The sequence below is a fragment of the Arthrobacter sp. zg-Y916 genome, assembly GCF_020907385.1.
Lineage (GTDB): Bacteria > Actinomycetota > Actinomycetes > Actinomycetales > Micrococcaceae > Arthrobacter_B > Arthrobacter_B caoxuetaonis.
In genome coordinates, this window is sequence record NZ_JAJJOD010000003.1 from 62,979 (window position 1) to 88,209 (window position 25,231).

Here is a 25,231-nt window from a genome sequence, read left to right on the forward strand (position 1 = left end):
CTTTTACTTCTGGTCGCCGGTCTCGGTGGAGGCGGCGCCCGAAGGTGCGGCAGGGGTGCCGGCAGGTGCGGCGTCCTGTCCGTGGACCGCTGCGAGGGAATCCCTGGCAGCCTGGGCGACAGCATCGGCGGTAATGCCAAACTCGTTGAACAGCGTCTTGTAGTCGGCTGAGGCGCCGAAGTGTTCCAGTGAGACCATGCGTCCGTCGTCCCCGACGAACTCGCGCCAGCCCTGGGCGATCCCGGCTTCAACGGAGACGCGCGCCTTGACGGAGCGGGGGAGGACGGCTTCGCGGTAGTCAGCGTCCTGGCGGTTGAACCACTCGACGCTGGGCATGGAGACAACCCGCGCTGCGATGCCTTCTGCTGCCAGCGCTTCACGGGCAGCCACGGCGAGCTGGACCTCGGAGCCGGTGCCGATCAGTACGACGTCGGGAGTAACGGTTTCCCCGTCCCGCACCGCTTCTGCGAGGACGTAACCGCCGCGCGCTGCGCCGTTGGCCGAACCGAAGGAAGCTGCGTCGGCTGCGCCGGTGCCCCGTTCCCACGTGGGGACATTCTGGCGGGTCAGGACGATGCCGGCCGGGTTTTCCGTGTTCTCCAGGATGGTGCGCCAGGCAACGGCGACCTCGTTGGCATCCGCAGGACGGACGACGTCGAGTCCCGGGATGGCGCGGAGCGATGCCAGCTGCTCAACGGGCTGGTGCGTCGGGCCGTCCTCGCCCAGGCCGATCGAGTCATGCGTCCAGACATAGATGGAGGGAACGCCCATGAGCGCGCCGAGCCGAATCGCGGGCCGCTGGTAATCGCTGAAGATCAGGAACGTGCCGGAGAAGGCGCGGGTGTTGCTGGACATCGTGATGCCGTTGACGATCGCGGCTGCGGCATGTTCGCGGATGCCGAAGTGCAGCACGCGTCCGTACGGGCCGCCGGACCATGTCCCGGTCTGCCTTGACGCGGGGATGAAGGACGGAGCGCCTTCGATTGTGGTGTTGTTCGACTCGGCGAGGTCGGCCGACCCGCCCCACAGCTCCGGGAGAACCGGGCCAATGGCACTGAGCACCTTGCCGGACGCGGCGCGGGTGGACACGTCCTTGCCTGCTTCGAAGACCGGCAGGCTGTCTTCCCAGCCCTCGGGCAGGGTTCCGGCCTGGATGCGTTCCAGGAGCTTTGCGCCCTCCGGATTGCTCTGGCGCCAGGCTGCGAAGGCGTCGTTCCAGAGGGCGTGTTCCTTCGCGCCGCGGGACACAGCCGCGCGGGAATGCTCCAGGACCTCGTCAGCAACCTCAAACGTCAGCTCGGGGTCGAAGCCCAGCGTTTCCTTCAGGGCTGCGACTTCGTCCTTGCCCAGGGCCGAACCGTGGATCTTGCCGGTGTTCTGCTTATTCGGTGCCGGCCAGCCGATGATGGTGCGCAGCGAAATGATGGACGGCCGTCCGGTTTCGGCCTTGGCCGCAACCAGCGCGTTGTAGAGACCGTCGACGTCTTCCTTGTATTCCCCGCCCGCAGTCCAGTCCACCCGCTGGGTGTGCCAGCCATAGGCTTCGTAGCGCGCCAGGACGTCCTCGGTGAAGGCAATGTCAGTGTCATCTTCGATGGAAATGTGGTTCTCGTCGTAGATCACCACGAGGTTCCCGAGTTCCTGGTGCCCGGCGAGGGAGGAAGCCTCGGACGTGACGCCTTCCTGGAGGTCGCCGTCGGAGGCGATGACCCAGATAGTGTGGTCGAAGGGGCTGCTGCCAGCCGGGGCATCGGCGTCGAACATTCCACGCAGGCGGCGCTGGGCATAGGCGAAGCCGACTGCGGACGCCAGCCCCTGGCCCAGCGGGCCGGTGGTGATTTCGACGCCGTCGGTGTGGCGGTACTCGGGGTGTCCCGGGGTCTTCGATCCCCAGGTGCGCAGCGACTTGAGGTCATCCAGTTCCAGGCCGTACCCGGAAAGGAACAGCTGGATGTAGAGGGTCAGCGACGTGTGCCCGGGGGAGAGGACAAACCGGTCACGGCCCAGCCAATGGGGATCTGCCGGATCGTGGCGCATGAGTTTCTGGAAGAGCAGATAGGCGGCGGGGGCCAGGCTCATGGCCGTCCCGGGGTGTCCGTTGCCAACCTTTTCGACGGCGTCAGCTGCCAGGACGCGGATAGTATCCACTGCCTTGCTGTCGGTCTCGGTCCAGGTCAGGTTCTGCTCTTCCAAATGTGGCACGTTTACCGGGCCCCTCTCTGCTGCGGATGAACGGTGCCCCTGGCACCGGAAGCGGCGTCTGCCGCTCCAAACCGGATGTTGCGCTGAATCGTTGCCGGACAGCTGCACTGTTCAGCCCGGTCCGGCGGCTCATTCACTGTTGCCGGACCCGCTGGTTGCACACGCTGCGCACAGCACTTTTCGGTGCGGCGGCAATGTCCGTTCCAACCTTATCCCGAAGGCCGTGCCAATGGGCGTATCGTGTCGGGCAAACCGGTGATAGGGGCACCGTTGGTCTGCACTGCCGGGCGACGAGGGCGGAAGGGCTCTTCTGCTTCGTTTTCTACAGGGGATAGAGGTTATGATGAACTCGGACTTTTCCAGCCCAGACAGGACTAAGTGATCGTTTCGTGAGTACGCAGCATGCCCCCGCCGAGGTTCCGGTGTACGCCGGAAAAATGAGCGTGGGACGTAAGCTACGGGCCTACGTGGCGCTGACGAAGCCGCGCGTCATTGAGCTCCTGCTCGTCACGACCCTTCCCACCATGTTTTTTGCGCAGGGTGGCGTTCCGTCCGTCTGGCTGATGGTCTCGACGATGGTTGGCGGCGCACTGGCCGCGGCCAGTGCCGGTGTCTTCAACTGCTACATCGACCGGGACATGGACCGGCTCATGCGCCGGACCGAGAAGCGTCCCCTTGTGACCGGCGAGGTCAGCCCCCGTGAGGCGCTCGTCTTCGGCTGGGTGCTTGGCATCATCTCCATCGCGCTGCTCTGGTTCGGCGCCAACCCGCTCACGGGCCTGCTGGGCCTCGGTGCGATCCTGCTCTACGTCGTCTTCTACACGCTGATCCTCAAGCGCCGCACCACGCAGAACATTGTCTGGGGCGGAGCGGCCGGCTGCATGCCGGTACTGATTGCCTGGGCCGCCGTGACCAACACGGTGGAATGGCCCGCCGTCATCCTCTTCATGGTGATCTTCCTGTGGACGCCGCCGCATTACTGGCCGCTGTCCATGAAGTACGGGGAGGACTACCGCAACGCCTCCGTGCCGATGCTCGGCGCAGTGGCCGGAGCCAAGCTCGTCTCCGTGCAGGTGGTGCTCTACGCCTACGCCACGGTGGTCTGCTCCCTGCTGCTGATTCCCGTGGGCGGAGCCGGCTGGGTCTACACCGCCGGTGCCGTCCTGAGCGGCGGCTGGTTCCTGGTCGAAAGTCATCGCCTGCACTCCCTTGCCCAGCGCGGGGACGTGACGGACAAGTCGGCCATGAAGGTTTTCCACGGCTCGATCAGCTACCTGACCATCCTCTTCCTGGCCCTGGCCATCGATCCCTTCGTCGGCGGCCCGCTCTTCTAGCTGATTCGCCCTGCGGCCTAAGCGGCCCGCTGCGCCCCGACCAGGGACCACTCCACGCTGCTGGCCCGGGTCACCGTCGGTTTCGGCGTCGCCTTCGGCGGACTGATGACCGCGCCGGCCGTTGCCGCCCCGCCGTGAATCAGGAAGCCGGGGCTGAGCCTTGGAATCGGAGGTGTCCTTGCAGCGGGCCTGGCCGCAGCCCATCCGGCTCTCGCACTCGTTGGGGCAGCGACGCCCTGCTGGTGTGGATCTTTATCCCGGGGCACGGTGATAATCGGCCCCGCCGGTAAAGGTCCTTGCCGGAGGCTTCTGGAAGCTCGTGATCTCGATGCCGGACGTGAGACAGCCGTCCGCGCATGTGCGCTGGTGAACGCCTACCGTGCTAACGCGGCGGACACGGCTGCACGCTAAGCCGGCGGCCTGGCTTCGGCGGCCTGCGGCAGCCTCTGCTGTCCTATGCCTTGGGACTCTGTTCCGGAACCTTTCGGGAGAACCCGGTGTAGAACACCTGTGCAGCAGCAGCCGTCATCAGCGAAGCCCCCAGCATGTGCAGTGCCACCAGGGCGATTGGCAGCGCCAGGAAGTGCTGCGCGTAGCCAATAACGGCCTGGGCCAGCACGACGGCGGTGAAGAGCAGCAGGGAGCGCTTGAACCGGACATCCACGGTACGCCGGTAGACCAGGTACAACGCGACGATAAGCGTGAAGACCAGCAGGTAGACGGGAACGACGTGAATCCGGGTCATCAGGTCCGGGTCAAGGTTGTTGCGGGCTGCGCCATGGTCTCCGGCATGCGGGCCGGCGCCGGTGACGATCACGCCCAGGACTACGGTAATGGCTGACAGCACCGCAATGGCCCAGACCACGGGACGCAGGGTCCGTCCGGCCAGCGGCTCGTGCCGCTCTGCGAGCTGGCCGGGGCTCAGCCAGGCCCGGTTCACCAGGACAACCGCCACGGCGATGATGATCATCGACACGATGAAGTGCAGGCCCACAACCCACGGATTCAGGCCGGTCCAGACCGTGATGCCTCCGATGAACGCCTGCGCCGGGATGCCGGCCAGGGCGGCAACCGAGAGCCGCATCAGGTCAGGGCGCGCAGAACGGCCCTTCCAGACTGACGCCAGCATGCCGAACGCAATGGCGGTGAGCACGAACGTCAGCAGCCGGTTGCCGAACTCGATCACCCCGTGGATGCCCATCTCCGGCGTCGCGACCAGTGAATCGGCAGTGCAGAGGGGCCATTCCGGGCAGCCCAGCCCCGAAGCGGTCAGCCGGACGGCACCGCCGGTAACGACGATGCCGATGTTGGCCACCAGGGTGGCGACCGCCAGGGAACGGACCAGTCGGCTCGTCGCAGGCCCGGCAGCCGGTTCGGCAGCACGCGCAGCGGACGTGGGGGCGGGGGTATTCGGCACGGGTACTAACTCCATTTGAACCAGCGGACGGCTGCAAGACCGCCCAGGATTGTCCACGCCAGCAGGATGAGCGTGGCGGAAAGGTTGAACTGTGCTTCGAGAAGCGCCGACCTCAGCACATCCCCGAGGGCGGCTGAAGGCAGTGCCTGGATCCAGGGTTGCAGATCGGCAGGGAGGCTGGCAGCCGGAATGATGATGCCGCCGATTCCTGCGAGCAGGATCCAGAGCAGGTTGGTGATGGCCAAAGTGGCTTCGGGCCGCACGGTTCCGGCGACCAGCAGCCCCAGGGAGGTGAAGGCAACGGCCCCCAGGACCAGCAGCGCAACTGCCAGCGGGATGCCCGGCAGCGAGGGCTGCCAGCCCATGAACAGGGCGACGACGGTGACGAGCACGGCCTGGATGGCGAGCACCGACAGCACAGCGATGATCTTGCCGGCGATCAGTCCGGCACGGCCCAGGGGAGTGGTGGAGAGATACCTCAGGACTCCGTAGCGGCGGTCGAATCCGGTGGCGATGCCCTGCCCGGTGAACGCCGTGGACATAGCGCACAGCGCCAGCACCCCGGGAACAGCGGTATTGACCCGCGACGATCCGTACGCATCCAGCAGGGGCGTGACGCTGAGTGCAATCAGGCCAAGCAGGGGGAGTACGACGGCGAGAATCAGCTGCTCACCGTTGCGCAGCATGGTCTCGGCCTCGTATTTGCCTTGATTGAAGACCCGGACCGGCAGGGAAGCTGGTGCGCTCATCGGATTTCCCTTCCGGAAAGTTCGAGGAAAACGTCCTCAAGCGTGCGGGAGGCCATGTGGATGCTGTCCGGCAGTATCCCGGCGTCATTCCACCATGCGGCCAAGTTGACCAGGTCAGCGGGCGCGAACGTGCCCCGCAGGGTGTAACTGCCTGGCGCCTCTTCCGTCAGTATCAGGTGATCCAGAGCCGGAACTGAGAGGCTGAGGCCGGCAGGCGCGGCGAAGGTCATTTCCCGGCCGGCTGCATGGTCAGCAGTTCGGGCGGTCAGTTCGGCAACGGTGCCCCGGGCGACCGTGCGGCCGGCATCGATGATGTAGACGTAGTCGGCGAGCTTCTGGGCATCGTCCAGCAGGTGAGTTGTCAGGATGATGCCCAGGCCCTCATCCCGCAGTTCCTGGATAAGCTCGAAGACGATCTGGCGTGACTGCGGATCAAGACCGGCGCTCGGTTCGTCGAGGAAAAGGACTTCGGGGTTCCCCACCAGTGCTGCTGCAAGGGCCACGCGCTGGCGCTGCCCGCCTGAAAGCCGGCGGATGCCGGTCTTCGCGAAACTGCCGATTCCCAGCCGGTCCACCAGTGAGTCGACATCGCGGGGATCGGCATACATGCCGGCGATATGGCGCAGCAAGGCCACCGGCCGGGCCGACGGCGGAAGGCCGCCGTCCTGGAGCATCACTCCGGCCCGCGCGCGAAGGTCCGCTCCGGCTCCGTAAGGGGCTTGGCCCAGCAGCAAAACCTCACCGCCGTCGATGGGCTGCAGGCCCTGGGCACATTCAAGGGTCGTCGTTTTTCCGGCTCCGTTCGCCCCCAGCAGGGCCGTAACCTGCCCCCGCCGTGCGGTGAAGTCCACGCCGGCAAGGACGCGGATCATTTTGCCGTCGAGACCGGGAACAGGACCGCAGTCCCGAATGAGGCCGGTGATAGTCAGGCAGGGGTCGTCGTTAGGCACGCCCATATTCTACGTTAGGTAGTAGTTTCTCCTCGCCCTTTCCTCCCGGGCTGCCCTCCCGCGGGGAAGCCTCGCCTTAGTAGCCCTGCGGAATGGATTAGGTCATGATTGTGTTGTGTATTCTGTGAAGAGTTCAGCGACGCCGGAACCGCCGGTGGCAGCCAAAGAGTCCGAAGAGCGCACCCGGGACCGCGTCCTGGGTGCGGTGCTTGAACACGGCCCCGTCAGCGCCGCCGAACTCGGCGAGCGGCTGGGTTTCACACCCGCAGCAGTTCGGCGGCACCTTGATGCACTGGATCGGCAGGGACTGATCGAAGTCAAACGTGTCTCTGCGCCCGGCGCCGGTGCCGGCCGCCCCGCGCGGCGATACGTTGTTTCCCAGCAGGGACAGTCGTACCTCGGCAATGACTACCTCACGATTGCCGCTGAGGCTCTCCGCGCGCTGGGCCAGGCTGCCGGGCCGGAAGCCATTGAGGCCTTTGCCGCTGCTCGCTTTGCGAAGATGGAGGAAAGGTACCGCCCGGTCATCGAGGCTGCCGGTGACGCCGTCGAGGACAGGGCGCAGGCCCTGGCCGCAGAACTCACGAAGGACGGCTTCGTCGGTTCGACAACCATGATCGGCACCAGCCGGACGCCCAGCACCCTGCTGAGCGTGCAGCTGTGCCAGGGGCACTGCCCCATCCAGGCGCTGGCCAGCGCCTACCCCGTCTTCTGTGACAAGGAGACCGAAGTTTTCTCGCGGCTGCTGGGAGTGGATGTGCGCAGGCTGTCCACTCTGTCCCGCGGCGGGCACGTTTGTACGACCCACATCCCAGTGGGGCGTTCCATGGCTGCGCCCCACCAGCCGGTGGGATCCGCAACAACCCAGTCCACATCCACTCATCAGCAAGAAAGGCCGTGATGACGGATCAAGTAACCCGGAAGGCCGAGGCACCGCAGGTGCCCGACTCCGTGATTTCAGACATCCTGGAAAAGAACCCCGAACTCGAGGGCATTGGCACCTACGAGTACGGCTGGGCCGACTCAGATGTCGCCGGGTCCAACGCCCGCCGTGGCCTCTCCGAGGAGGTTGTCCGTGACATTTCGGCGAAGAAGAACGAGCCGGAATGGATGCTGGACCTGCGTCTGAAGGGCCTGAAGTACTTCGACCGCAAGCCCATGCCCACATGGGGTGCAGACCTCTCGGGCATCGACTTCGACAACATCAAGTACTTCGTGCGCTCCACCGAGAAGCAGGCGAAGACGTGGGAAGACCTGCCCGAGGACATCCGCAACACGTATGAGAAGCTCGGCATTCCCGAAGCTGAGCGCGGCCGCCTGGTTTCCGGCGTCGCCGCCCAGTACGAGTCCGAGGTTGTCTACCACCAGCTCCGCGAGGACCTGGAACGCCAGGGCGTGATCTTCCTGGACACCGACACGGCGCTGAAGGAACACCCGGAGATCTTCCAGGAGTACTTCGGCACCGTCATTCCCGTGGGTGACAACAAGTTCGGTTCGCTGAACACTGCCGTCTGGTCCGGCGGCTCCTTCGTGTACGTCCCGAAGGGCGTCCACGTCGAGATCCCCCTGCAGGCCTACTTCCGGATCAATACGGAAAACATGGGCCAGTTCGAGCGCACGCTGATCATCGCCGATGAGGACTCCTACGTCCACTACATCGAAGGCTGCACCGCGCCGATCTACACGTCGGATTCGCTGCACTCCGCAGTTGTGGAAATCATCGTGAAGAAGGGCGCCCGCGTCCGCTACACGACCATCCAGAACTGGTCCAACAACGTGTACAACCTGGTAACCAAGCGGGCCATCGCCCACGAAGGTGCCACCATGGAGTGGATCGACGGCAACATCGGTTCCAAGGTGACCATGAAGTATCCGGCCGTCTACCTGGTTGGCGAGCACGCCAAGGGTGAGACCCTGTCCATCGCCTTCGCCGGCGAAGGCCAGCACCAGGACACCGGCTCCAAGATGGTTCACATCGCGCCGAACACCAAGAGCTCGATCATCTCCAAGTCCGTGGCCCGCGGCGGCGGCCGTGCTGCGTACCGCGGCCTGGTCCAGGTCCGTGAAGGCGCCAAGAACTCCGCCAATACCGTGCGCTGCGACGCACTGCTGGTGGACACCATCTCCCGCTCGGACACGTATCCGTACGTGGACATCCGCGAAGACGACGTCACCATGGGCCACGAGGCCACGGTTTCGCGCGTCAGCGAGGAACAGCTGTTCTACCTCATGTCCCGCGGCCTTCCCGAGGACGAGGCCATGGCCATGATCGTGCGCGGCTTCATCGAGCCGATCGCGCGTGAACTGCCGATGGAATACGCCCTTGAACTCAACCGCCTCATTGAACTCCAGATGGAAGGAGCCGTCGGTTAATGTCGAAGCTTAATGACGTTGCTGAAAACGTAGTCGAGACCGTGGCCGAAAAGGTCAGCAGCGCAGTGGAAGGCGTCAAGGCACGTATCGGGGCTCCGTCCGGAGACCGCCGCGTCCGCATTGACGGCTTCACCGAAGAGGGCGAAAACCTCTCTCCGCTGAATGAGTCTTCCCCGGTCCTGGGCGGCGACAGCAGCAAGTCCCACAGCCACGGCGCAGGCGCCGGCATTCCCGACAGCTCCCGTGCGGGACGCATGACGTCCTTCCACCGGGCGGACTTCGGCAAGCTCACCGGCCGCGAAGAGGACTGGCGGTTTACCCCGCTCAAGCGCCTGCGCGGCCTGCACACCGAGGAACTGACCGGCACAGCCCCCGAGGTCGCCGTCGTCGCCCCTGAGGGCGTCACTGTGGCCGGAATCGGACGCGATGACTCCCGGATCGGAACTGCGGGCATCCCCGAAGACCTGGTTGCCGCTGCTGCCTGGGAAGCCTTCACCGAAGCCACCCTGGTCAGCATTCCCAAGGACACCCAGGCCGAAGGCACCGTGACGCTGTCCATCACGGGCGCCGGCACGGATCCCGCAGCGCAGCACATCCTGATCGAGGCCGGTGCCTTCTCCAAGGCGGTCGTCGTCCTGGACCACAAGGGTTCGGCCACGCTGTCCCAGAACGTGGAAATCCTCGTCGGTGACGGCGCGGAACTGACGGTCATCTCGGTCCAGGACTGGGACGACGACGCCGTCCACGCTTCTGCGCAGTACGCCCGGATTGGCCGCGACGCACGCTTCAAGCACGTCGTCGTCAGCCTCGGCGGCGACCTGGTGCGCGTCACGCCGTCCTCGAAGTTCACCGCCACCGGCGGCGACGTTGAAATGTTCGGCCTGTACTACGCCGACGCCGGCCAGCACCTGGAACAGCGCCTCTTCGTGGACCACGCAGTTCCGAACTGCAAGTCCCGCGTCATGTATAAGGGTGCACTGCAGGGCAAGGACGCACACACCGTCTGGGTTGGCGACGTGCTCATCCGCAAGGAAGCCGAAGGAACGGACACCTACGAGGTGAACCGTAACCTGCTGCTCACCGACGGCGGCCGTGCCGACTCCGTGCCCAACCTCGAAATCGAGACCGGACTCATTGAAGGCGCCGGCCATGCCAGCGCCACCGGCCGGTTCGACGACGAGCACCTGTTCTACCTGATGGCCCGCGGCATCCCCGAGGACATCGCACGCCGCCTCGTCGTGCGCGGCTTCCTGAACGAAATCATCCAGCAGATCCGGGTTCCGGAGCTGGAAGAGCGCCTCACCGCCGCCGTCGAGCGTGAGCTCGCACAGGTTGAGAACTAAGCACTCTTCCCCCAACACAGAACCTGCAGACCGCACCGCACGCGTGCAAAGAGAAAGCGAACAACGCATGTCCACTCTTGAAATCAAGGACCTTCACGTCAGCATCGAGACCGATCAGGGCTCGAAGCAGATCCTGAAGGGCGTCAGCCTGACCATCAACACCGGCGAGACCCACGCCATCATGGGCCCCAACGGCTCCGGAAAGTCGACCCTGGCTTCCACCATCGCCGGCCACCCCCGCTACACGGTGGACAGCGGCTCCATCACCCTGGACGGCGAAGACGTCCTGGCGATGAGCGTCGACGAGCGTGCCCGGGCCGGCCTGTTCCTGGCCATGCAGTACCCGGTTGAGGTTCCGGGTGTCACCATGACCAACTTCCTGCGGACCGCCAAGACGGCGCTCGACGGTGAAGCTCCGTCCCTGCGCCACTGGACCAAGGACGTCAAGGCCGCCATGGCCCAGCTGCGCATCGACGCCGACTTTGCCCAGCGCAACGTCAACGAAGGCTTCTCCGGCGGTGAGAAGAAGCGCGTGGAAATCCTCCAGCTTGAACTCTTCCACCCGAAGTTCGCAATCCTCGACGAGACCGACTCCGGCCTGGACGTGGATGCGCTCAAGGTTGTTTCCGAAGGCGTCAACCGGGAGCATGCCGAAGGAAAGATGGGTACGCTGCTGATTACGCACTACACGCGGATCCTGCGCTACATCAAGCCGGACCACGTCCACGTCTTTGTTGACGGACGCATCGCCGAGCAGGGCGGCCCGGAGCTGGCCGACCGGCTGGAAGAAGAGGGCTACGACCGGTTCACGAACGCCGGCGCAGCCAGCGCCTGAGCCTGAGCGCAGCGCCGGAAGGAGAAGGAGCACAATATGACTGACGCCAACCTGGCCCAGACATCCCTTGAGGATGTCGAAGAGGCCCTGAAAGACGTTATCGACCCCGAACTGGGTGTCAACATCGTTGACCTGGGCCTGCTGTACGGACTCAAGTACGCCGAAGACGGCGCCCTTCTCATCGACATGACGCTCACGACTGCGGCCTGCCCGCTGACGGACGTCCTCGAAGAGCAGACCGCCAAGGCCCTGGAGGGGGTCGTGGACGAGTTCCGGCTGAACTGGGTCTGGATGCCGCCGTGGGGTCCGGAAAAGATCACCGACGACGGACGTGACCAGATGCGGGCCCTCGGCTTCAACATCTAGGCACTGACCTGCAAAAAGGGCGGGCACCAGACATGGTGCCCGCCCTTTAGCGTTCCCGCTCCGGCACGGGCTCGCCGATGCCGCGGGCCGCGAGGGCGTCTCCGGTCTGCTGGGCGTAGGCGACGGCGCGGATCACGACAGGCACCGCCAGGGCCCGGGGGTTGCGTTCCAGGCCCCGCGCCTTCGCGGAGTCCCGCACGTCGGCGGCCGAACCCATCAGGTAGGGAATGCTGCGAAGCATCAATGCCAGGGCCAGGCCAAACCGTTCGGGGTCCGCTCCAAGGATCCGGAGCGGACGTACCAGGGCGACCGCGCCGTCGAGCAGCTGCGGTACGGGAACCGTGAGGAGCAGCAGGCGTGCTGCCGCCACGCAGACGGCGATGTTTCCCGCCACGGTCACGGCAGCCGACGGGCCCGCCGACCACCACTGGAATCCGCCGACCAGCGCCAGCACGGGCCACATCAGCTTCAGCGGGCGTGCCAGTTCTCCCGGCAGGTACGCGGCCGCATATGCCGCAGCTGTCAGCACGGCTGCCACTGCAGTGGCCAGCGGGTTCGCGAGCACCAGTGTAGTGATGGAACCCGCTGTGACGAGGGTGGCCTTGAAAGCCAGCGGGGCCTTGTGGACAGTGCTGTCCCCGGGGCGGTAGTCGCCGAGGTGCCTGCTGTTCCTCACGGGAGGACCCCGTCAGCGGGATCGGCGGGCACCGCAGGCTCAATGGGCTCGGGTTCCCGGGCCGCCGCCAGCCGGTAGGCGGCGATGGCTTCCTCCGCCGGTCCGTCGAAGACAACGCCGCCGTCATCAACCACCAGGACCCGCTCGGCATCGGCGGCAAACTCCAGGTCATGCGTGGTGTAGATGACCTGCTGGGGGAGCGCGGCCAGGATGGAGCGCAGCCGGGCGGTGTTCCGAAGATCCAGCAGGGTGCTCGGCTCATCCGCCACCAGGACGGCCGGATCCGTGGCAAGCACAGCCGCCAGGGCCATCAGCTGGCGTTCCCCGCCGGAGAGATCGTAGATACTGCGGTCGGCCAGGGGCAGGAGTCCAAAGCGCCGAAGGACCTGCTCGGCCGCACTGCGTCGCTCTCGCGCGTTCCGCACGCTGCGGCGAAGCGAGAGTTCGACGTCGTCCCGGCCCGTGGGCATGACCAGCTGCGAGAGCGGATCTGTGAAGACAAATCCCACGCGGCTGCGCACCAGTGCGCCCTGGCGGGCCGTGTCTGCGCCGTCGACGCTGACGCTGCCGGAAGAGGGGAGCAGCAACCCGTTGATCAGCCGCAGGAGAGTGGACTTCCCCGACCCGTTGGCGCCTATGACCGCAATCCGCCGCTCCGCCAGCTCAAGCGAAACCGGACGCAGGATCGTTCTCCCGCCGGGACCTGCATCCGGAGCCTTTACCGACGCGGCAGAAAACCGGATCGCCATCAGCGGCGTGCGTTCTTTATCCCGGGCACCAGGCGCGGGAACGCAGCGAAGACACTCACTGCCGCTGCCGCGGCCGCCAGGTTCTTGACGACGTCGCCGGGCCAGAAGGCCATGTCTGCTGCCAGGGCAGCCGGGAAGGAGAGCCTGGCGTTCAGCATCATGCCGGCAATGCCCAGGGGATGGATGATGAATAAACTCGTCCCCAGTCCCGCCGCAAACAGCACAGCAAAGCGGGCCCGCCGGATACGGGGCAGCAGCAGGCGCACCAGAAGTCCGGCGACGAGCGCTGCCAGGGGGAAAGCCAGCAGGAAACCGGCCGATGGTCCGGCCAGGACACCGACGCCGGAACTGAATCCGCTGAAGACAGGAAGGCCCGCCAGCCCGGCCAGCACATACAGACCTGCCGCAGCAGCGCCGCGGGCCGGTCCAAGCACCATGCCCGTGAGGATGACCGCCAGCGTCTGCAGGGTGACCGGGACGCCCGCGGCAAGGGGAATCCCGGGAATGAGCGAGAAGGCCGCGATCAGGGCGGCGAAGACGGCGACATAGGACAGGTCCACAGCACCCCACCCCCGCGGAGATGGCAGAAACTGCACGTTAGGGGCCTCATTCGCGCCGTTTCTACCATCTCGATGGGAGGAGTCCCCGGGGGAGGTGTCCGGGACGGGCGAAGCTGCCGCGGACGCGGGAGGCTCGGGAGCAGCAGGCATTCGGGCTCGTTTCGTGGTTCCTGCAGGAGTCGGGTCAAGACCCGGGAGATTAGGTCCGGTGAATCCGAGACTAACCCCGCACCACGGGGCCGGCCTTTGTCGGGTTCCTACAAACTGCGGGTTACCGGTAGACTTGGAAGGCTGCCTTCGCAGATTCCGCGTACCACGCGCTTCCAATCCATTTCCTTCGAAAGGTCCCTCCTTAGTGATTGCCGTATCTGAACTCGAGCTTCGTGCCGGTGCACGCCTGCTCATGGAAGCGGTCTCATTCCGTGTGGACAAGGGAGACAAGATTGGACTGGTGGGCCGCAACGGCGCCGGCAAGACGACACTGACCAAGGTCCTTGCGGGTGAGACCCTGCCTGCCGGCGGGCACATCAAGCGCACCGGGGACATCGGCTACCTGCCGCAGGACCCCAGGACTCCCGATATGGAGCAGCTGGGCCGGGACCGCATCCTCTCCGCGCGCGGCCTGGACAAGGTCATGACGGCGCTGAAGAAGTGCCAGGATGAGATGGCCAGCGACGATCCCAAGGTCTCCCAGAAGGCAATGAACCGCTATGACCGGCTGGAGGCGGAGTTCCTGTCCGCCGGCGGCTACGCGGCCGAGTCTGAAGCGGCAACAATCTGCGCCAACCTCGCGCTCCCGGACCGACTGCTGAACCAGCCGCTGAAGACGCTGTCCGGCGGCCAGCGGCGCCGTGTCGAGCTGGCCCGCATCCTGTACTCGGACGCCGAGACGATGCTCCTGGACGAGCCCACCAACCACCTCGACGCCGACTCGATCGCCTGGCTGCGCGAGTTCCTGAAGAACCACACCGGCGGCCTGATCGTCATCAGCCACGACACCGGGCTGCTCGAAGCCACTGTCAACAAGGTCTTCAGCCTCGACGCCAACCGCGCCACCATCGACATCTACAACATGGACTGGAAGCGCTACAAGGTGCAGCGCGAGACCGATGAGCGCGCCCGCAAGCGTGAACGCGCCAACACCGAGAAGAAGGCCAGCGTCCTGCTCGCCCAGGCCAACAAGATGAAGGCCCGCGCGTCCGGCGCCTCCGCCGCACAGAGCATGCTCAAGCGTGTTGACCGGCTTATGGGAGGGCTTGACGCCGTCCGCGCTTCCGACCGCGTGGCTGCCCTCCGGTTCCCGGATCCCGCACCTTGCGGCAAGACTCCGATGATGGCCGAAGGACTTAGCAAAAGCTACGGCTCGCTGGAAATCTTCACCGACGTCGACCTCGCAATCGACCGCGGTTCCAAGGTGGTCATCCTGGGGCTGAACGGTGCCGGCAAGACCACCCTGCTGCGGATGCTCGCCGGCGTGGATGCCCCGGATACCGGCCGCATCATTCCCGGCCACGGACTGAAGGTCGGCTACTACGCCCAGGAGCACGAGACGCTGGACACCGAGCGCACCGTCCTGGAGAACATGCGCTCCTCCGCACCGGACATGGACGACGCCGAGGTCCGCAGCGTACTCGGCTCCTTCATGTTCAGCGGCGACGACGTGGACAAGCCTGCCGGAGTCCTCTCCGGCGGCGAAAAGACCCGCCTGGCGCTGGCCACGATCGTTGCCTCGTCGGCGAACGTACTGCTCCTGGACGAACCGACCAACAACCTGGACCCGGCCTCCCGCGCCGAAATCCTGGGCGCACTGAGCACCTACTCCGGTGCCGTCGTCATGGTCAGCCACGATGAGGGCGCAGTCGCTGCGCTGAACCCCGAACGCGTGGTGCTGCTCCCGGACGGCGACGAGGACCACTGGAACGAGGGCTACTTGGAGCTCGTGACCCTGGCCTAGTCCGCCCGGACCCTTAAGCCAAAGGGGCCGCTGCTTCCCCGAGGGGATGCAGCGGCCCTTTGGCGTTTCCCGGGGGCACAGCCGCCCGGGAGCGCCCTTCCGGAACTAGAAGCCCTGCGAGTCCAGCAGGGCGTCCTCTTCCTCTTCACCGGTAGGCCCGCGGCGCTTCCGGACCGGGCGCGTCCGCCGCGGTGCCGGAGCCGCCGAGTGCAGCTCATCGGCGTCGTCGTCTTCCCACTCCTCGTCCTCGCCGGATTCGATCCGGTTCCAGGCTTCCTGCCGGGCCGCGTAGCCCAGCCCCACGAAGAACAGCAGCCCGAAGGCGTACCACTGCAGGGCGTACGAAAGGTGCGGACCTTCGTCCAGGGAGGGTTTGGGTGCAGCCTGCGGGCGGGTCTCCGGCGCCGGATCCTCGGTATCCATCAGGACATAAGCAGCCTGTTCCAGGGGATAGCCGAGCTGGGATTCATACTCAGCCAGATCGATCGAAGCGAGCTGCCCGGCAGGAGCACCGCGCAGCAGTGCCGGTTCCGCAGGCTTGAGGCGGGCCGTCACGGTCACTTCGCCCTCCGGGGCGGCGGGAACCTCATCCGGCCACCCGGCTTCATTATTGCCGATGGCGAGCCAGCCCCGGTTGACGGCAACGGCGGTTCCGTCTTCCAGCTTCAAGGGCACCAGGACTTCGTAGCCCGGGCGGCCGTTCAGGGGGCGGTTGCGCACAATGCGCTGATTGGCCGTGTCATAGACACCGGTCATTTCCACCGGCAGCCACTCGGCTGACGGGTCGAACTCCTCGAAGTAGCGGGCAGCTTCGGCGAACGGAACAGGATCGGCTGAGTAATTGGTTTCCACCCAGCCGATGTCCTCCTTGATGGCGTCCCTGCGCTCCAGCTGCCACGTCCCGAGGAAGGCGCAGATTGCGGCCAGCGCGCAGACGAGGGCAAACCAGCCAAGCCAGCGGCTGGAAAGGAGGAACTTGTACATCTATGCGTTGTCGCTTTCGCTAACCGGGGCCCCGGGAAGGGGCAGTGTTTCTTTCCAGAGGGAGCGGACCTGCAGGTATTCCTGCAGCCAGCCGCGGTGATCTTCGCAGGCGAGCCAGATCTTGCGGCGTTCAGGCGGATGGATCCGCGGATTGTTCCACAGCAGCTGCCACGCCGCGTCCGCCCGGCATCCTTTGCGGGAACAGCGCGCGTGCTCTTCGGCTCCGGGGCCTCCGGACAGTTGGTCAAGCAGGTTCATGCGGATGCGCTCCGGCCGTCCGTGCCGTCGATGTCCGTGCCGTCGTCGTCGATGATTTCGCCGGAGAGGACTGTCGTCTCGGGGGAGTCCGCTGCCTCGGGGGCCCTCGCCTCCAGGGCAGGGGCTGGAGCGTCCGTATAGGGGGAGTCCCCCGCTTCCATGTTCCGGGTGTCACTGCCGCCGTTGGCGATGACGACGGCGAACCATGGGAGCACGACGGCGCCCGCGATCACCACCCACATCATCCAGCCATGGACAAAAAAGAGCAGGAAAAGGCAGACCATGCGGATGCTCATCGACACGGTGTACTTGACCATGCGCGAATGCATCTCATCCGTGTGGGCCGTACGGGCATCCGTAATCCGCGGAATACCGCCGCCGGCCTTCTTCAGTCCCTTTATCATCACTCTCCAAACAAGTTTCCCCATTGTCTCACTGACGGCGGTGTTCTTGAAGTTGCTCCCGGCGCCGATAGGATCGTTAGCTCAAGCAACCCGCCCCCCAGCGTAAGGATTCTGCGTGCACAACGATTCCCAGACCCCCACCGGCCGAAGCGTCCTCGTCACGGGAGGGAACCGCGGAATTGGCCTTGCCATCGCGAAAGCGTTCGTTGAAGCCGGGGACAAGGTTGCCATCACCTACCGAAGCGGTGAAGTTCCCGAAGGCATGCTCGGCGTCAAGGCCGATGTGACGGATATGGCTTCGGTCGATGCCGCCTTCACGGAAGTGGAAGCCGCGCACGGCCCGGTGGAAGTCCTCGTCGCAAACGCCGGCATCACCAGGGACACGCTGCTGCTGCGCATGAGCGAAGACGATTTCACCGACGTCGTGGACACCAACCTCACCGGCGCATTCAGGGTCGTCAAGCGGGCCTCCAAGGGCATGCTGAAGCTTCGCCGGGGCCGGGTAGTGCTCATTTCCTCGGTCGTGGGCCTTTATGGCTCCCCGGGACAGGTCAACTATGCCGCGTCCAAGGCCGGCCTGATCGGAATCGCCCGCTCGCTCACCCGCGAACTCGGCTCCCGCAACATCACAGCCAACGTGGTGGCCCCCGGATTCATCGACACGGATATGACCCGCGCACTGCCTGAAGACACCCAGAAGAGCTACCTCTCCTCCATCCCGGCCGGCCGTTTCGCGGATCCCAGCGAGGTCGCCGGCGTGGTCCGCTGGATCGCAGGCCCCGAGGCGGGCTACATCTCCGGTGCCGTGATTCCCGTCGACGGCGGCTTGGGCATGGGGCACTAGTCGCGACACTGCGGGCGCGGGATTCCTTGGAGGTTTCCACCAACGCGCGGCGGCATCCGGGCTGGAAGGATAGGATCCAGCGCTGCAGAGTTTAGTTATCTTCCACAAAGGAGTATGCATGGGCCAGCTAGAGGGCAAAGCCGCAATCGTCACCGGGTCATCCCGCGGCATCGGAGCGGAGGCGGCCAAACTGCTGGCCGCGGAAGGTGCCGCAGTGGTGGTCAACTACCGCCAGAAGGCACCGCGGGCAAACAAGGTTGTGGCGGGGATCGAAGCTGCGGGCGGCCGCGCCGTTGCCGTAGGGGCTGACCTCACCTCGCCTGAGGGGCCCGCTGCCCTCGTGGACGCTGCCCTGGAATCCTTCGGCACACTGGACGTGCTGGTCCTTAACGCCTCAGGCGGCATGGAGACCGGGGTCGGGGACGACTACGCCCTCAAGCTCAACCGCGACGCGCAGGTCAACATGCTCACGGCTGCCGCCGAACACATGAAGCCGGGTTCACGGGTGGTCTTCGTCACCAGCCACCAGGCCCACTTCATCAATACAGTCCCCACCATGCCGGAGTACGAGCCGGTTGCCCGCAGCAAGCGCGCGGGGGAGGACGCCCTGCGCGCAAGGATCCCCCAGCTGGAAGAAAAGGGGATCACCCTCGTGGTGGTCTCCGGCGACATGATCGAAGGCACGGTCACGGCGACGCTGCTGGACCGAGCCAATCCCGGCGCCATCGAAGCACGCCGGGAAGAGGCCGGGCGGCTGTACTCTGTCGAAGAGTTCGCCGCTGAGGTAGCCCGCATGGCCCTCGCCGATGTCCCCACCGGGCACACCGAGTACGTCGGCGGAGCGGACTACCTCAGCGCCTAGCCCTACAGCTTCACGAAGTGCTGAACCACGTCCAGTCCGGGCAGGTTCAGCACAGCATCAGCGGCGGCCTGCACAGCCGGCTTGGCATTGAACGCCACGCCCAGTGCGGCCGCCGCGAGCATGTCCAGGTCGTTCGCGCCGTCACCAACGGCGATCGTCTGGTCTTCGCGGATCCCCAGCTCTGCGGCCCATTCGCGAAGGGACTGCGCCTTGACCGCGCGGTCCACCACGTTCCCGGTTACCTCACCGGTCAGGACACCGTCCTCGATACCCAGCTCATTGGCGCGGGCGAACGTCAGCTCCAGCCGCTCGGCGAGCGGAGCCAGGACCTGGTTGAATCCTCCCGAGACGACGGCGACAGCGTGCCCCGCCGACAGGAAAGCCTTCACGAGGGCTTCTGCGCCGTCGGAGAGTTCGATCCGCGTCCCTACCTCGGCAATCACGGATTCCGGCAGGCCGGCCAGTGTCTTGACCCGCGCGTGCAGGCTCTGGGCGAAATCCAGCTCGCCGCGCATGGCAGCTTCGGTGACGGCAGCTACTTCGGCTTCGCGGCCTGCGTGCGCAGCGAGCAGTTCAATGACTTCCTGCTTGATCAGCGTGGAGTCAACATCCATCACCAGCAGCTTGCGCCCCGGCTCGACCAGGGAAGCGGGGACGACGGCGCTCTGGGCGGGCGCTGCACCGCCGTCCAGCGCCGCAGCGGCTGCGGAGGCGACAGCCAGGCGCAGTGCCTGGAGCCCGCCGTCGTACGTTACAAACAGTTTCGAGACCAGATAGCCGTCCCCTTCCGCGTTCTCCAGCTCGACGATTCGTGCGCCCGCGGCCATGACGGCCTGCTGGACACCCGCCAGATAGGCGTCAGCGAGTTCGCGCCCGTAGCTGACGACGCTGTATTCCGGAGATGCTTCAGGGGTCATGCGGGTTTCCGTTCTGCGTGCGGCGGGGTGCGGCCGGTGGTGGACACGGCCGGTCGGACATGCGGCGGCGTCGCGTTTCGCCAACGCGCCTTTCTTTAGCCTAGTGTCTACTGCTATGAGTGATGTTCTTGAATTTGCCGGAGTAAGTGTCGTCCGGGGCGGAAAAACCCTGTTGGACGGCGTTGACTGGCAGGTGAGGGAAGGGGAGCGCTGGGTCATCATGGGACCCAACGGAGCCGGCAAGACAACGCTGCTGCAGATTGCCGGCGGCCGGATGCATCCGACCCGCGGCATGGCCGGAATCCTGGAGGAAGTCCTCGGCGCCGTGGACGTCTTCGAACTGCGTCCCCGTATTGGGCTTGCTTCCGCCGCGCTGGCCAACCAGATTCCGGAGCACGAAACCGTCCTCAACGTAGTCCTGACCGCTGCCTACGGCATGACCGGCCGCTGGCGCGAGAAGTACGAGAAGCTCGACGAGCGCCGCGCCTTCCGCCTGCTGCACGACTGGGGAATGTCCACCTACATCAACCGCCGCTTCTCCTCGCTCAGCGAGGGCGAACGCAAGCGTGTCCAGATTGCCCGTGCACTGATGACGGATCCTGAACTGCTGCTCCTCGATGAGCCCGCCGCAGGCCTGGACCTCGCCGGCCGGGAAGACCTTGTGCAGCGTCTGGCAAACCTGGCTGCCGACGAGGAAGCGCCGGCAATCGTGCTGGTCACCCACCATCTTGAGGAAGTACCCCCGGGGTTCACCCATGCGCTGCTGATGCGCGACGGCGCTGTCGTCGCCGCGGGCGAAATCGAGGCCGTTTTCACCGAAGACCACCTGAGCAACGCCTTTGACCTGCCGCTGTCCGTCCAGCGGGATGCGTCGGGGCGGTACACCGCAACGGCGCGCCGCTAGCCAGACCCAACATCATGTTCCTGTCTTCGGCAGGGTGGCTTCATGACGCCCTGGTCCTCTTTGCCGGCCTGTGGGCCGGCACCATCAACGCCATTGTGGGTTCCGGAACGCTGGTGACCTTCCCGGTGCTCGTGGCCCTGGGCTATGCACCGGTTGCCGCGACCATCTCCAATGCCATGGGCCTGATCGCCGGCAATGTGGCCGGTTCCTGGGGTTACCGCAGGGAACTGGCCGGACTCGGCGGCACACTGCTGCGCCTGCTGCCGGCGTCGATCCTCGGCGGTATCACCGGCGCCTGGCTGCTGCTGCACCTGCCCGAGGACGTCTTCGGGACGGTGGCGCCGTTCCTGATTGTGGTGGCCCTGCTCTTTGTTGTCTTCCAGCCCAAGCTGCAGTCATGGGTGAGGGAACGCGCCGCCCGGGACACGGAGCCCGGGACCCTGATGCAGGGTCCTGCCCGTCCGTCCTGGACGCTGACGGTGCTGATCTATCTCGCCGGCGTCTATGGAGGCTACTTCGTGGCCGCGCAGGGCATCCTGCTGGTCGGCATCCTCGGGATTTTCCTTCACGGGACTCTCCAGAACGCGAACGCGGTCAAGAACATCCTTGTCCTCGGCGTGAACCTGGTGGCAGCGGCGTCATACATGCTTTTCGCCTTCGACCGCATCGTCTGGCCCGTTGTGGCGCTCATTGCCGTTGGATCGCTGATCGGCGGGTTTGTGGGGGCCGCAGTCGGGCGGCGTCTGCACCCCGTTGTGCTGCGCACCGTGATCGTGCTGCTGGGGCTCGTCGCACTGTGGATTATGGTTTTCTAAGTGAGCGTTATCCACCTCGAATCAGCCGATGACCCCCGCGTCAGCGACTACACCCGCCTGACAGACACCTCGCTGCGCCGCCTGCGGGAGCCCGCAGAGGGCATGTATATTGCGGAATCTTCGAAGGTCCTGCGCAGGGCGGTCGAGGCGGGGCATATCCCGCGGTCATTCTTCCTGGCCGAAAAATGGCTGCCGGACCTGCAGGACATCCTGGACCGCTTCCCCGAGGTACCTGCGTTTGTTGGTACACCGGAAATTCTCGAGTCGATTACGGGTTTCCACCTCCACCGCGGTGCCCTGGCGGCCATGCACCGCCCCGCCCCGCTGCAACTTGAACCAGTGCTGGCCGCAGCCCGGCGCGTGGCGATCCTGGAAGACATCGTGGACCACACGAACATCGGAGCCATCTTCCGTTCCGCAGCTGCCCTGGGCGTTGATGCCGTGCTCGTCAGTCCGCAATGCGCCGACCCGCTCTACCGCCGGTCAATTCGGGTTAGCATGGGCACGGTGTTCCAGGTCCCGTGGCTCCGCCTGACGGACTGGCCCGGTGCGCTTACGAGCCTGCGTGCCGCCGGATTCGTGACCGCGGCGCTGGCCTTGCAGGACGATTCCCTGACCCTGCAGGAACTGGGTGCGCAGCGCCACGACAGGCTTGCCCTGGTTCTTGGAACAGAAGGGGACGGGCTCTCCCGGAGCACTCTGGCGGAAGTCGACGTAACGGTCCGCATCCCCATGCAGGGCGGAGTGGATTCCTTGAACGTCGCAGCAGCCAGCGCCGTCGCATTTTGGGAGTGCCGGGTTCCATAGTTCTCGCTGCTGTTCTGTTCCCGGCCTGCCGGTGCAACACTGGGCCATGCACGATGCGGTACCTCCGGCGAGCACAGGGTCCATTCCATGTCCAGACGCGTTATCCCGTCTAGCCGGCGCCTGACGGCCGTTTTCCTGGCTGCACTGCTGGCGCCGGCTGCCGCGGCCTGCGGGCCAACAGCCGAGCAGGTTGCCCGCCAGGAAGCGGGGACGAGTGCTGTCCCTGCCGTAACCCCGGCTCCGCAGCAGCCCCGGATCCGCACGGCTGAACCGGAACCTTCGCCCTCTCCCTCTGAGACGATGAGCGTTGGGGTCAGCGGGGCGCAGGCCTCCATGGCACAGGACGTCCAGGATGCCTGCCAGTGGCTGCTGCGCCGGGACCCCGGCCCTTACCCCGCCAACCAGTCCGGGGACTGCCTGGCTGCGGCCATGGTCGCCGGCACCGGTGCCGTGCAGAGCGTCTCCACGACGGCCAGCTGGCTCCCGCCCGGAACGTACAGCATGGATTTCTCCACCAGCCCGGAATTCGCCATGGAACTCACCAGCGCTGACAGCGCACTGGAAATCTCGGTGGGCGGCGGCGTCAGGACCCTGCGTACCGGGGAGGGCGCATCCGTAACGGCGAATGCATCCGGCAGCCCGGAAGAAGCCTACGCAGCCATCCTGGTTGACGCGGCCGAGCTGACCAGCAACCCTGACCGGGTACGCGGCCTGCTCGAATCCGCGAATGCAGCGGCCGTCGAGTACGACGCCGTTTACGAAGGCACGCAGGCAACCCGGCTCACGGCAGTTGTCGAAGCCGATGAGCCGGGCGGCTTCTCCGGTTCGCTGGTGCTGGTTCTTGATGACCTTTACCGGCCCCTGGCTATTGAGTACGTCGGCAAGACCCGTGGAATCGATTCCGCCATCAGGGCGAAAATCACCGGGTGGGAGGCCGGCACGGAGCCGCGCTAAAGTAGGGGAAGAACCCGTCTGCCGTGTTTTCGGCATATGGGCGGGCCTTGCGCTAACATTGATTGTTGGCCAACTGGCCGTCCAAGCTTTTGAACCCCATCGTGCCTGGCAAAATCCAGTCACCTAAAGAAGGTATTACTGTGAAGTCTGATATCCACCCCAAGTACGCCCCGGTAGTCTTCCGCGACCTCGCGTCCGACACCGCGTTCCTGACCAACTCCACGGCCACTTCCGCCAAGACAATCGAGTGGGAAGACGGCAACACCTACCCCCTCATCGAGGTGGAAATCTCCTCCGCATCGCACCCGTTCTACACGGGCAAGCAGCGCATCATGGACTCCGCCGGCCGTGTCGAGCGCTTCAACGCACGCTTCAAGGGCTTCGGCGGCAAGAAGTAACAACGTACTTCTTTGCTGCAGCCTAGTATTGAAAGGTCCGTCCGGAATGCTCCGGACGGACCTTTCGTTTTCACACAAGGACATTTCAGGAGGAGCCCACCATGAGTGAACAGCAGGAGTCCCGGCACGGAGAGTACAAAGTGCCCGGCGGCAAACTGGTCGTGGTGGACCTCGAGGTGCGGAACGGAGTCCTGGATTCCGTATCGCTCAGCGGAGACTTCTTCCTGGAGCCGGACGATGCGCTGGAGGACATCAACCGCGCCCTCAACGGATTGTCCGCGGACAGCACCGCGGAGCAGATTGCCCTGGCTGTCCGTTCTCGCCTGCACCCTGATGCCGTCCTGTTTGGCTTCTCACCCGAGGCCGTGGCCATTACGGTCCGGCGGGCCCTGGCGAAAGCCACCGGCTGGGCAGACCACGAGTGGGAAATCATCCCTCCCACCCCGCTGTCCACGCATATGCACGTTGCCATGGACGAGGTCCTGGCCGAGGAGGTGGGTGCCGGACTGCGGAACCCAACCCTCCGCTTCTGGGAATGGGAAACCCCGTCCGTAGTGATCGGCAGCTTCCAGTCGCTGCGCAACGAAGTGGATCCCGAGGGCTCCGAACGGCACGGTGTGACAGTCGTGCGGCGAATCAGCGGCGGCGGCGCCATGTTCATGGAACACGGCAACGCAATCACCTATTCGCTCTACGTTCCCCAGTCACTCGTGGATGGGCTGAGCTTCGCCGATTCCTATCCTTTCCTCGACGCCTGGGTCATGGAGTCCCTGGAGCGGCTGGGCATCAAGGCCTGGTACCAGCCCCTGAACGACATCGCCACGGACCAGGGCAAGATCGGCGGCGCTGCGCAGAAACGGCTGAGCTCCGGCGGGATGCTCCACCACGTCACCATGTCCTATGACATCGACGCCGACAAAATGGTCGAGGTCCTGCGGATCGGCAAGGAAAAGCTCTCTGACAAGGGAACCCGCAGCGCGAAGAAGCGGGTAGACCCGCTCCGGCGCCAGACGGGCCTCAGCCGGGAAGAAATCATCGACACCATGATGCAGACCTTCACCGAACGCTACGGAGCCAAAACCACCGGCATTACCGACGCGGAGATGGAGCGTGCGAAGAAAAAGGTGGAGCAGAAGTTCGACACTTCGGAGTGGATCACCCGGGTCCCGTAGCCGCCCCTATACCGCCGGACGTCTGCCGCCCCTAGACTGCCCAGCATGGAAAAGAAGTCGCTGACGGCGCTTGTCAGAAACCACCTGGAAACCGCCCGGCAGGCTTCGTCCGGCCGCAGTTCCGCCACTGTCTACGGCGGGCACGAGCACATCCTCCGCCAAACTCTCATCACCCTGGCGGCCGGATTCGTCCTGGACGAACACGAAAACCCCGGCGAGGCCACCGTCGTGGTGCTCAAGGGCCGGTTGATCCTCAGCTCCGAAGGCACTGACTGGGAAGGTTCCGCCGGTGACCTGCTGATAGTTCCCCAGGCCAGGCATGCCGTGACCGCCCTTGAGGACTCAGCCTTCCTGCTCACTGTCGCCAAACGTCCCTAGACCGTTCCCCGGGCAGGCCGCTCATT

General features: G+C 65.4%; 27 protein-coding genes. 16 read left to right on the top strand and 11 right to left on the bottom strand.

The window, feature by feature from the left end:
- Positions 1 to 3: 3 nt before the first annotated feature.
- Complete coding sequence (gene tkt / locus LOC59_RS07280) at positions 4 to 2,193, bottom strand: transketolase (protein ID WP_229971437.1); 2,190 nt, start codon at positions 2,191 to 2,193, stop codon at positions 4 to 6.
- Positions 2,194 to 2,639: 446 nt separating this feature from the next.
- Here tkt and LOC59_RS07285 point away from each other — a divergent pair, with 446 nt between their 5' ends.
- Entirely contained in the window at positions 2,640 to 3,536 is an 897-nt protein-coding gene (locus LOC59_RS07285; RefSeq protein ID WP_227896922.1) for a heme o synthase, read from the top strand.
- 454 nt (positions 3,537 to 3,990) lie between these two features.
- On the opposite strand, the gene LOC59_RS07290 is transcribed toward LOC59_RS07285, so the two are convergent.
- Genes LOC59_RS07290 through LOC59_RS07300 form a run of 3 tightly spaced genes read right to left on the bottom strand, consistent with a single transcriptional unit; the run spans position 3,991 to position 6,652 of the window.
- Complete coding sequence (locus tag LOC59_RS07290) at positions 3,991 to 4,968, bottom strand: COX15/CtaA family protein (RefSeq protein WP_229971270.1); 978 nt, start codon at positions 4,966 to 4,968, stop codon at positions 3,991 to 3,993.
- A complete protein-coding gene (locus LOC59_RS07295) occupies positions 4,959 to 5,702 on the bottom strand; it encodes an ABC transporter permease (protein WP_227896729.1) in 744 nt (247 codons plus the stop codon). Before LOC59_RS07295 ends, LOC59_RS07290 begins: the two co-directional genes overlap by 10 nt.
- Complete coding sequence (locus LOC59_RS07300) at positions 5,699 to 6,652, bottom strand: ABC transporter ATP-binding protein (protein WP_442860573.1); 954 nt, start codon at positions 6,650 to 6,652, stop codon at positions 5,699 to 5,701. Before LOC59_RS07300 ends, LOC59_RS07295 begins: the two co-directional genes overlap by 4 nt.
- 154 nt (positions 6,653 to 6,806) lie before the next feature.
- Between LOC59_RS07300 and LOC59_RS07305 the strand changes: the two genes are divergently transcribed.
- The 5 genes from LOC59_RS07305 to LOC59_RS07325 all read left to right on the top strand — a co-directional run bounded on the left by LOC59_RS07305 (position 6,807) and on the right by LOC59_RS07325 (position 11,569).
- A complete protein-coding gene (locus LOC59_RS07305) occupies positions 6,807 to 7,553 on the top strand; it encodes a helix-turn-helix transcriptional regulator (protein WP_423722066.1) in 747 nt (248 codons plus the stop codon).
- Entirely contained in the window at positions 7,553 to 9,025 is a 1,473-nt protein-coding gene (sufB, locus tag LOC59_RS07310) for a Fe-S cluster assembly protein SufB (protein WP_227896725.1), read from the top strand. Before LOC59_RS07305 ends, sufB begins: the two co-directional genes overlap by 1 nt.
- Positions 9,025 to 10,368, top strand: a complete 1,344-nt coding sequence (sufD, locus tag LOC59_RS07315; protein ID WP_227896724.1) for a Fe-S cluster assembly protein SufD — start codon at positions 9,025 to 9,027, stop codon at positions 10,366 to 10,368. The genes sufB and sufD overlap by 1 nt, the downstream gene beginning before the upstream one ends.
- 67 nt (positions 10,369 to 10,435) lie before the next feature.
- Entirely contained in the window at positions 10,436 to 11,203 is a 768-nt protein-coding gene (sufC, locus tag LOC59_RS07320) for a Fe-S cluster assembly ATPase SufC (protein ID WP_227896723.1), read from the top strand.
- Between the two features lie 36 nt (positions 11,204 to 11,239).
- The gene (locus LOC59_RS07325; protein ID WP_227896721.1) at positions 11,240 to 11,569 is read left to right on the top strand and encodes a metal-sulfur cluster assembly factor; all 330 of its coding nucleotides are present in this window, start codon (positions 11,240 to 11,242) and stop codon (positions 11,567 to 11,569) included.
- 46 nt (positions 11,570 to 11,615) lie between these two features.
- Here the strand turns inward: LOC59_RS07325 and LOC59_RS07330 are convergent, their stop codons facing one another.
- The 3 genes from LOC59_RS07330 to LOC59_RS07340 are packed head-to-tail and all read right to left on the bottom strand — an operon-like array spanning position 11,616 to position 13,554.
- Positions 11,616 to 12,245, bottom strand: a complete 630-nt coding sequence (locus LOC59_RS07330) for an energy-coupling factor transporter transmembrane component T family protein (protein ID WP_229971274.1) — start codon at positions 12,243 to 12,245, stop codon at positions 11,616 to 11,618.
- Positions 12,242 to 12,997: an energy-coupling factor ABC transporter ATP-binding protein gene (locus LOC59_RS07335; RefSeq protein WP_442860576.1), complete on the bottom strand. Its 756-nt coding sequence runs from the start codon at positions 12,995 to 12,997 to the stop codon at positions 12,242 to 12,244. The genes LOC59_RS07330 and LOC59_RS07335 overlap by 4 nt, the downstream gene beginning before the upstream one ends.
- The gene (locus LOC59_RS07340; protein ID WP_227896718.1) at positions 12,994 to 13,554 is read right to left on the bottom strand and encodes a biotin transporter BioY; all 561 of its coding nucleotides are present in this window, start codon (positions 13,552 to 13,554) and stop codon (positions 12,994 to 12,996) included. The genes LOC59_RS07335 and LOC59_RS07340 overlap by 4 nt, the downstream gene beginning before the upstream one ends.
- 355 nt (positions 13,555 to 13,909) lie before the next feature.
- Here LOC59_RS07340 and LOC59_RS07345 point away from each other — a divergent pair, with 355 nt between their 5' ends.
- The gene (locus LOC59_RS07345; protein WP_227896716.1) at positions 13,910 to 15,508 is read left to right on the top strand and encodes an ABC-F family ATP-binding cassette domain-containing protein; all 1,599 of its coding nucleotides are present in this window, start codon (positions 13,910 to 13,912) and stop codon (positions 15,506 to 15,508) included.
- 105 nt (positions 15,509 to 15,613) lie between these two features.
- Here LOC59_RS07345 and LOC59_RS07350 read toward each other — a convergent pair whose 3' ends face one another.
- The 3 genes from LOC59_RS07350 to LOC59_RS07360 are packed head-to-tail and all read right to left on the bottom strand — an operon-like array spanning position 15,614 to position 17,154.
- On the bottom strand, positions 15,614 to 16,492 hold the full coding sequence (locus tag LOC59_RS07350) for an SURF1 family cytochrome oxidase biogenesis protein (protein ID WP_227896714.1): 879 nt from the start codon (positions 16,490 to 16,492) through the stop codon (positions 15,614 to 15,616).
- Entirely contained in the window at positions 16,493 to 16,750 is a 258-nt protein-coding gene (locus LOC59_RS07355) for a hypothetical protein (RefSeq protein WP_227917003.1), read from the bottom strand.
- Positions 16,747 to 17,154 (bottom strand): DUF3099 domain-containing protein, encoded by a 408-nt coding sequence (locus tag LOC59_RS07360; RefSeq protein ID WP_227896712.1) that lies wholly within the window; start codon positions 17,152 to 17,154, stop codon positions 16,747 to 16,749. Before LOC59_RS07360 ends, LOC59_RS07355 begins: the two co-directional genes overlap by 4 nt.
- Before the next feature lie 115 nt (positions 17,155 to 17,269).
- On the opposite strand from LOC59_RS07360, the gene LOC59_RS07365 reads away from it, so the two are divergent.
- On the top strand, positions 17,270 to 17,998 hold the full coding sequence (locus LOC59_RS07365; protein WP_227896710.1) for a beta-ketoacyl-ACP reductase: 729 nt from the start codon (positions 17,270 to 17,272) through the stop codon (positions 17,996 to 17,998).
- 118 nt (positions 17,999 to 18,116) lie between these two features.
- Entirely contained in the window at positions 18,117 to 18,860 is a 744-nt protein-coding gene (locus tag LOC59_RS07370; protein ID WP_229971278.1) for an SDR family oxidoreductase, read from the top strand.
- A 2-nt stretch (positions 18,861 to 18,862) separates the two neighbouring features.
- Here LOC59_RS07370 and serB read toward each other — a convergent pair whose 3' ends face one another.
- Positions 18,863 to 19,777: a phosphoserine phosphatase SerB gene (gene serB, locus LOC59_RS07375; protein WP_227896708.1), complete on the bottom strand. Its 915-nt coding sequence runs from the start codon at positions 19,775 to 19,777 to the stop codon at positions 18,863 to 18,865.
- Positions 19,778 to 19,892: 115 nt separating this feature from the next.
- Here serB and LOC59_RS07380 point away from each other — a divergent pair, with 115 nt between their 5' ends.
- The 7 genes from LOC59_RS07380 to LOC59_RS07410 all read left to right on the top strand — a co-directional run bounded on the left by LOC59_RS07380 (position 19,893) and on the right by LOC59_RS07410 (position 25,205).
- Entirely contained in the window at positions 19,893 to 20,681 is a 789-nt protein-coding gene (locus LOC59_RS07380; RefSeq protein ID WP_227917001.1) for an ABC transporter ATP-binding protein, read from the top strand.
- Positions 20,682 to 20,695: 14 nt separating this feature from the next.
- Positions 20,696 to 21,496: a sulfite exporter TauE/SafE family protein gene (locus LOC59_RS07385; RefSeq protein ID WP_229971280.1), complete on the top strand. Its 801-nt coding sequence runs from the start codon at positions 20,696 to 20,698 to the stop codon at positions 21,494 to 21,496.
- Positions 21,497 to 22,303 (top strand): TrmH family RNA methyltransferase, encoded by an 807-nt coding sequence (locus tag LOC59_RS07390; RefSeq protein WP_227916999.1) that lies wholly within the window; start codon positions 21,497 to 21,499, stop codon positions 22,301 to 22,303.
- 87 nt (positions 22,304 to 22,390) lie between these two features.
- Positions 22,391 to 23,257, top strand: coding sequence for a hypothetical protein (locus tag LOC59_RS07395; RefSeq protein ID WP_229971283.1), 867 nt, complete (start codon positions 22,391 to 22,393; stop codon positions 23,255 to 23,257).
- Between the two features lie 140 nt (positions 23,258 to 23,397).
- Positions 23,398 to 23,655 (top strand): type B 50S ribosomal protein L31, encoded by a 258-nt coding sequence (locus LOC59_RS07400; RefSeq protein WP_227896700.1) that lies wholly within the window; start codon positions 23,398 to 23,400, stop codon positions 23,653 to 23,655.
- Between the two features lie 101 nt (positions 23,656 to 23,756).
- Positions 23,757 to 24,827, top strand: a complete 1,071-nt coding sequence (locus LOC59_RS07405; RefSeq protein WP_229971284.1) for a lipoate--protein ligase family protein — start codon at positions 23,757 to 23,759, stop codon at positions 24,825 to 24,827.
- Positions 24,828 to 24,872: 45 nt separating this feature from the next.
- Positions 24,873 to 25,205 carry a cupin domain-containing protein gene (locus tag LOC59_RS07410; protein ID WP_229971287.1) on the top strand — a complete coding sequence of 111 codons (333 nt, stop codon included), beginning with the start codon at positions 24,873 to 24,875 and terminating at the stop codon, positions 25,203 to 25,205.
- Positions 25,206 to 25,231 lie beyond the last annotated feature (26 nt).

Bases quoted from the DNA above. Each gene is read 5' to 3' on its own strand.
- LOC59_RS07285 (WP_227896922.1), top strand. From the start codon at position 2,640: ATGAGCGTGGGACGTAAGCTACGGGCCTACGTGGCGCTGACGAAGCCG.
- LOC59_RS07290 (WP_229971270.1), bottom strand. From the start codon at position 4,968: ATGGAGTTAGTACCCGTGCCGAATACCCCCGCCCCCACGTCCGCTGCG.
- LOC59_RS07295 (WP_227896729.1), bottom strand. From the start codon at position 5,702: ATGAGCGCACCAGCTTCCCTGCCGGTCCGGGTCTTCAATCAAGGCAAA.
- sufB (WP_227896725.1), top strand. From the start codon at position 7,553: ATGACGGATCAAGTAACCCGGAAGGCCGAGGCACCGCAGGTGCCCGAC.
- sufD (WP_227896724.1), top strand. From the start codon at position 9,025: ATGTCGAAGCTTAATGACGTTGCTGAAAACGTAGTCGAGACCGTGGCC.
- sufC (WP_227896723.1), top strand. From the start codon at position 10,436: ATGTCCACTCTTGAAATCAAGGACCTTCACGTCAGCATCGAGACCGAT.
- LOC59_RS07325 (WP_227896721.1), top strand. From the start codon at position 11,240: ATGACTGACGCCAACCTGGCCCAGACATCCCTTGAGGATGTCGAAGAG.
- LOC59_RS07350 (WP_227896714.1), bottom strand. From the start codon at position 16,492: ATGTACAAGTTCCTCCTTTCCAGCCGCTGGCTTGGCTGGTTTGCCCTC.
- LOC59_RS07355 (WP_227917003.1), bottom strand. From the start codon at position 16,750: ATGAACCTGCTTGACCAACTGTCCGGAGGCCCCGGAGCCGAAGAGCAC.
- LOC59_RS07360 (WP_227896712.1), bottom strand. From the start codon at position 17,154: ATGATAAAGGGACTGAAGAAGGCCGGCGGCGGTATTCCGCGGATTACG.
- LOC59_RS07370 (WP_229971278.1), top strand. From the start codon at position 18,117: ATGGGCCAGCTAGAGGGCAAAGCCGCAATCGTCACCGGGTCATCCCGC.
- serB (WP_227896708.1), bottom strand. From the start codon at position 19,777: ATGACCCCTGAAGCATCTCCGGAATACAGCGTCGTCAGCTACGGGCGC.
- LOC59_RS07380 (WP_227917001.1), top strand. From the start codon at position 19,893: ATGAGTGATGTTCTTGAATTTGCCGGAGTAAGTGTCGTCCGGGGCGGA.
- LOC59_RS07385 (WP_229971280.1), top strand. From the start codon at position 20,696: ATGTTCCTGTCTTCGGCAGGGTGGCTTCATGACGCCCTGGTCCTCTTT.
- LOC59_RS07395 (WP_229971283.1), top strand. From the start codon at position 22,391: ATGTCCAGACGCGTTATCCCGTCTAGCCGGCGCCTGACGGCCGTTTTC.
- LOC59_RS07405 (WP_229971284.1), top strand. From the start codon at position 23,757: ATGAGTGAACAGCAGGAGTCCCGGCACGGAGAGTACAAAGTGCCCGGC.
- LOC59_RS07410 (WP_229971287.1), top strand. From the start codon at position 24,873: ATGGAAAAGAAGTCGCTGACGGCGCTTGTCAGAAACCACCTGGAAACC.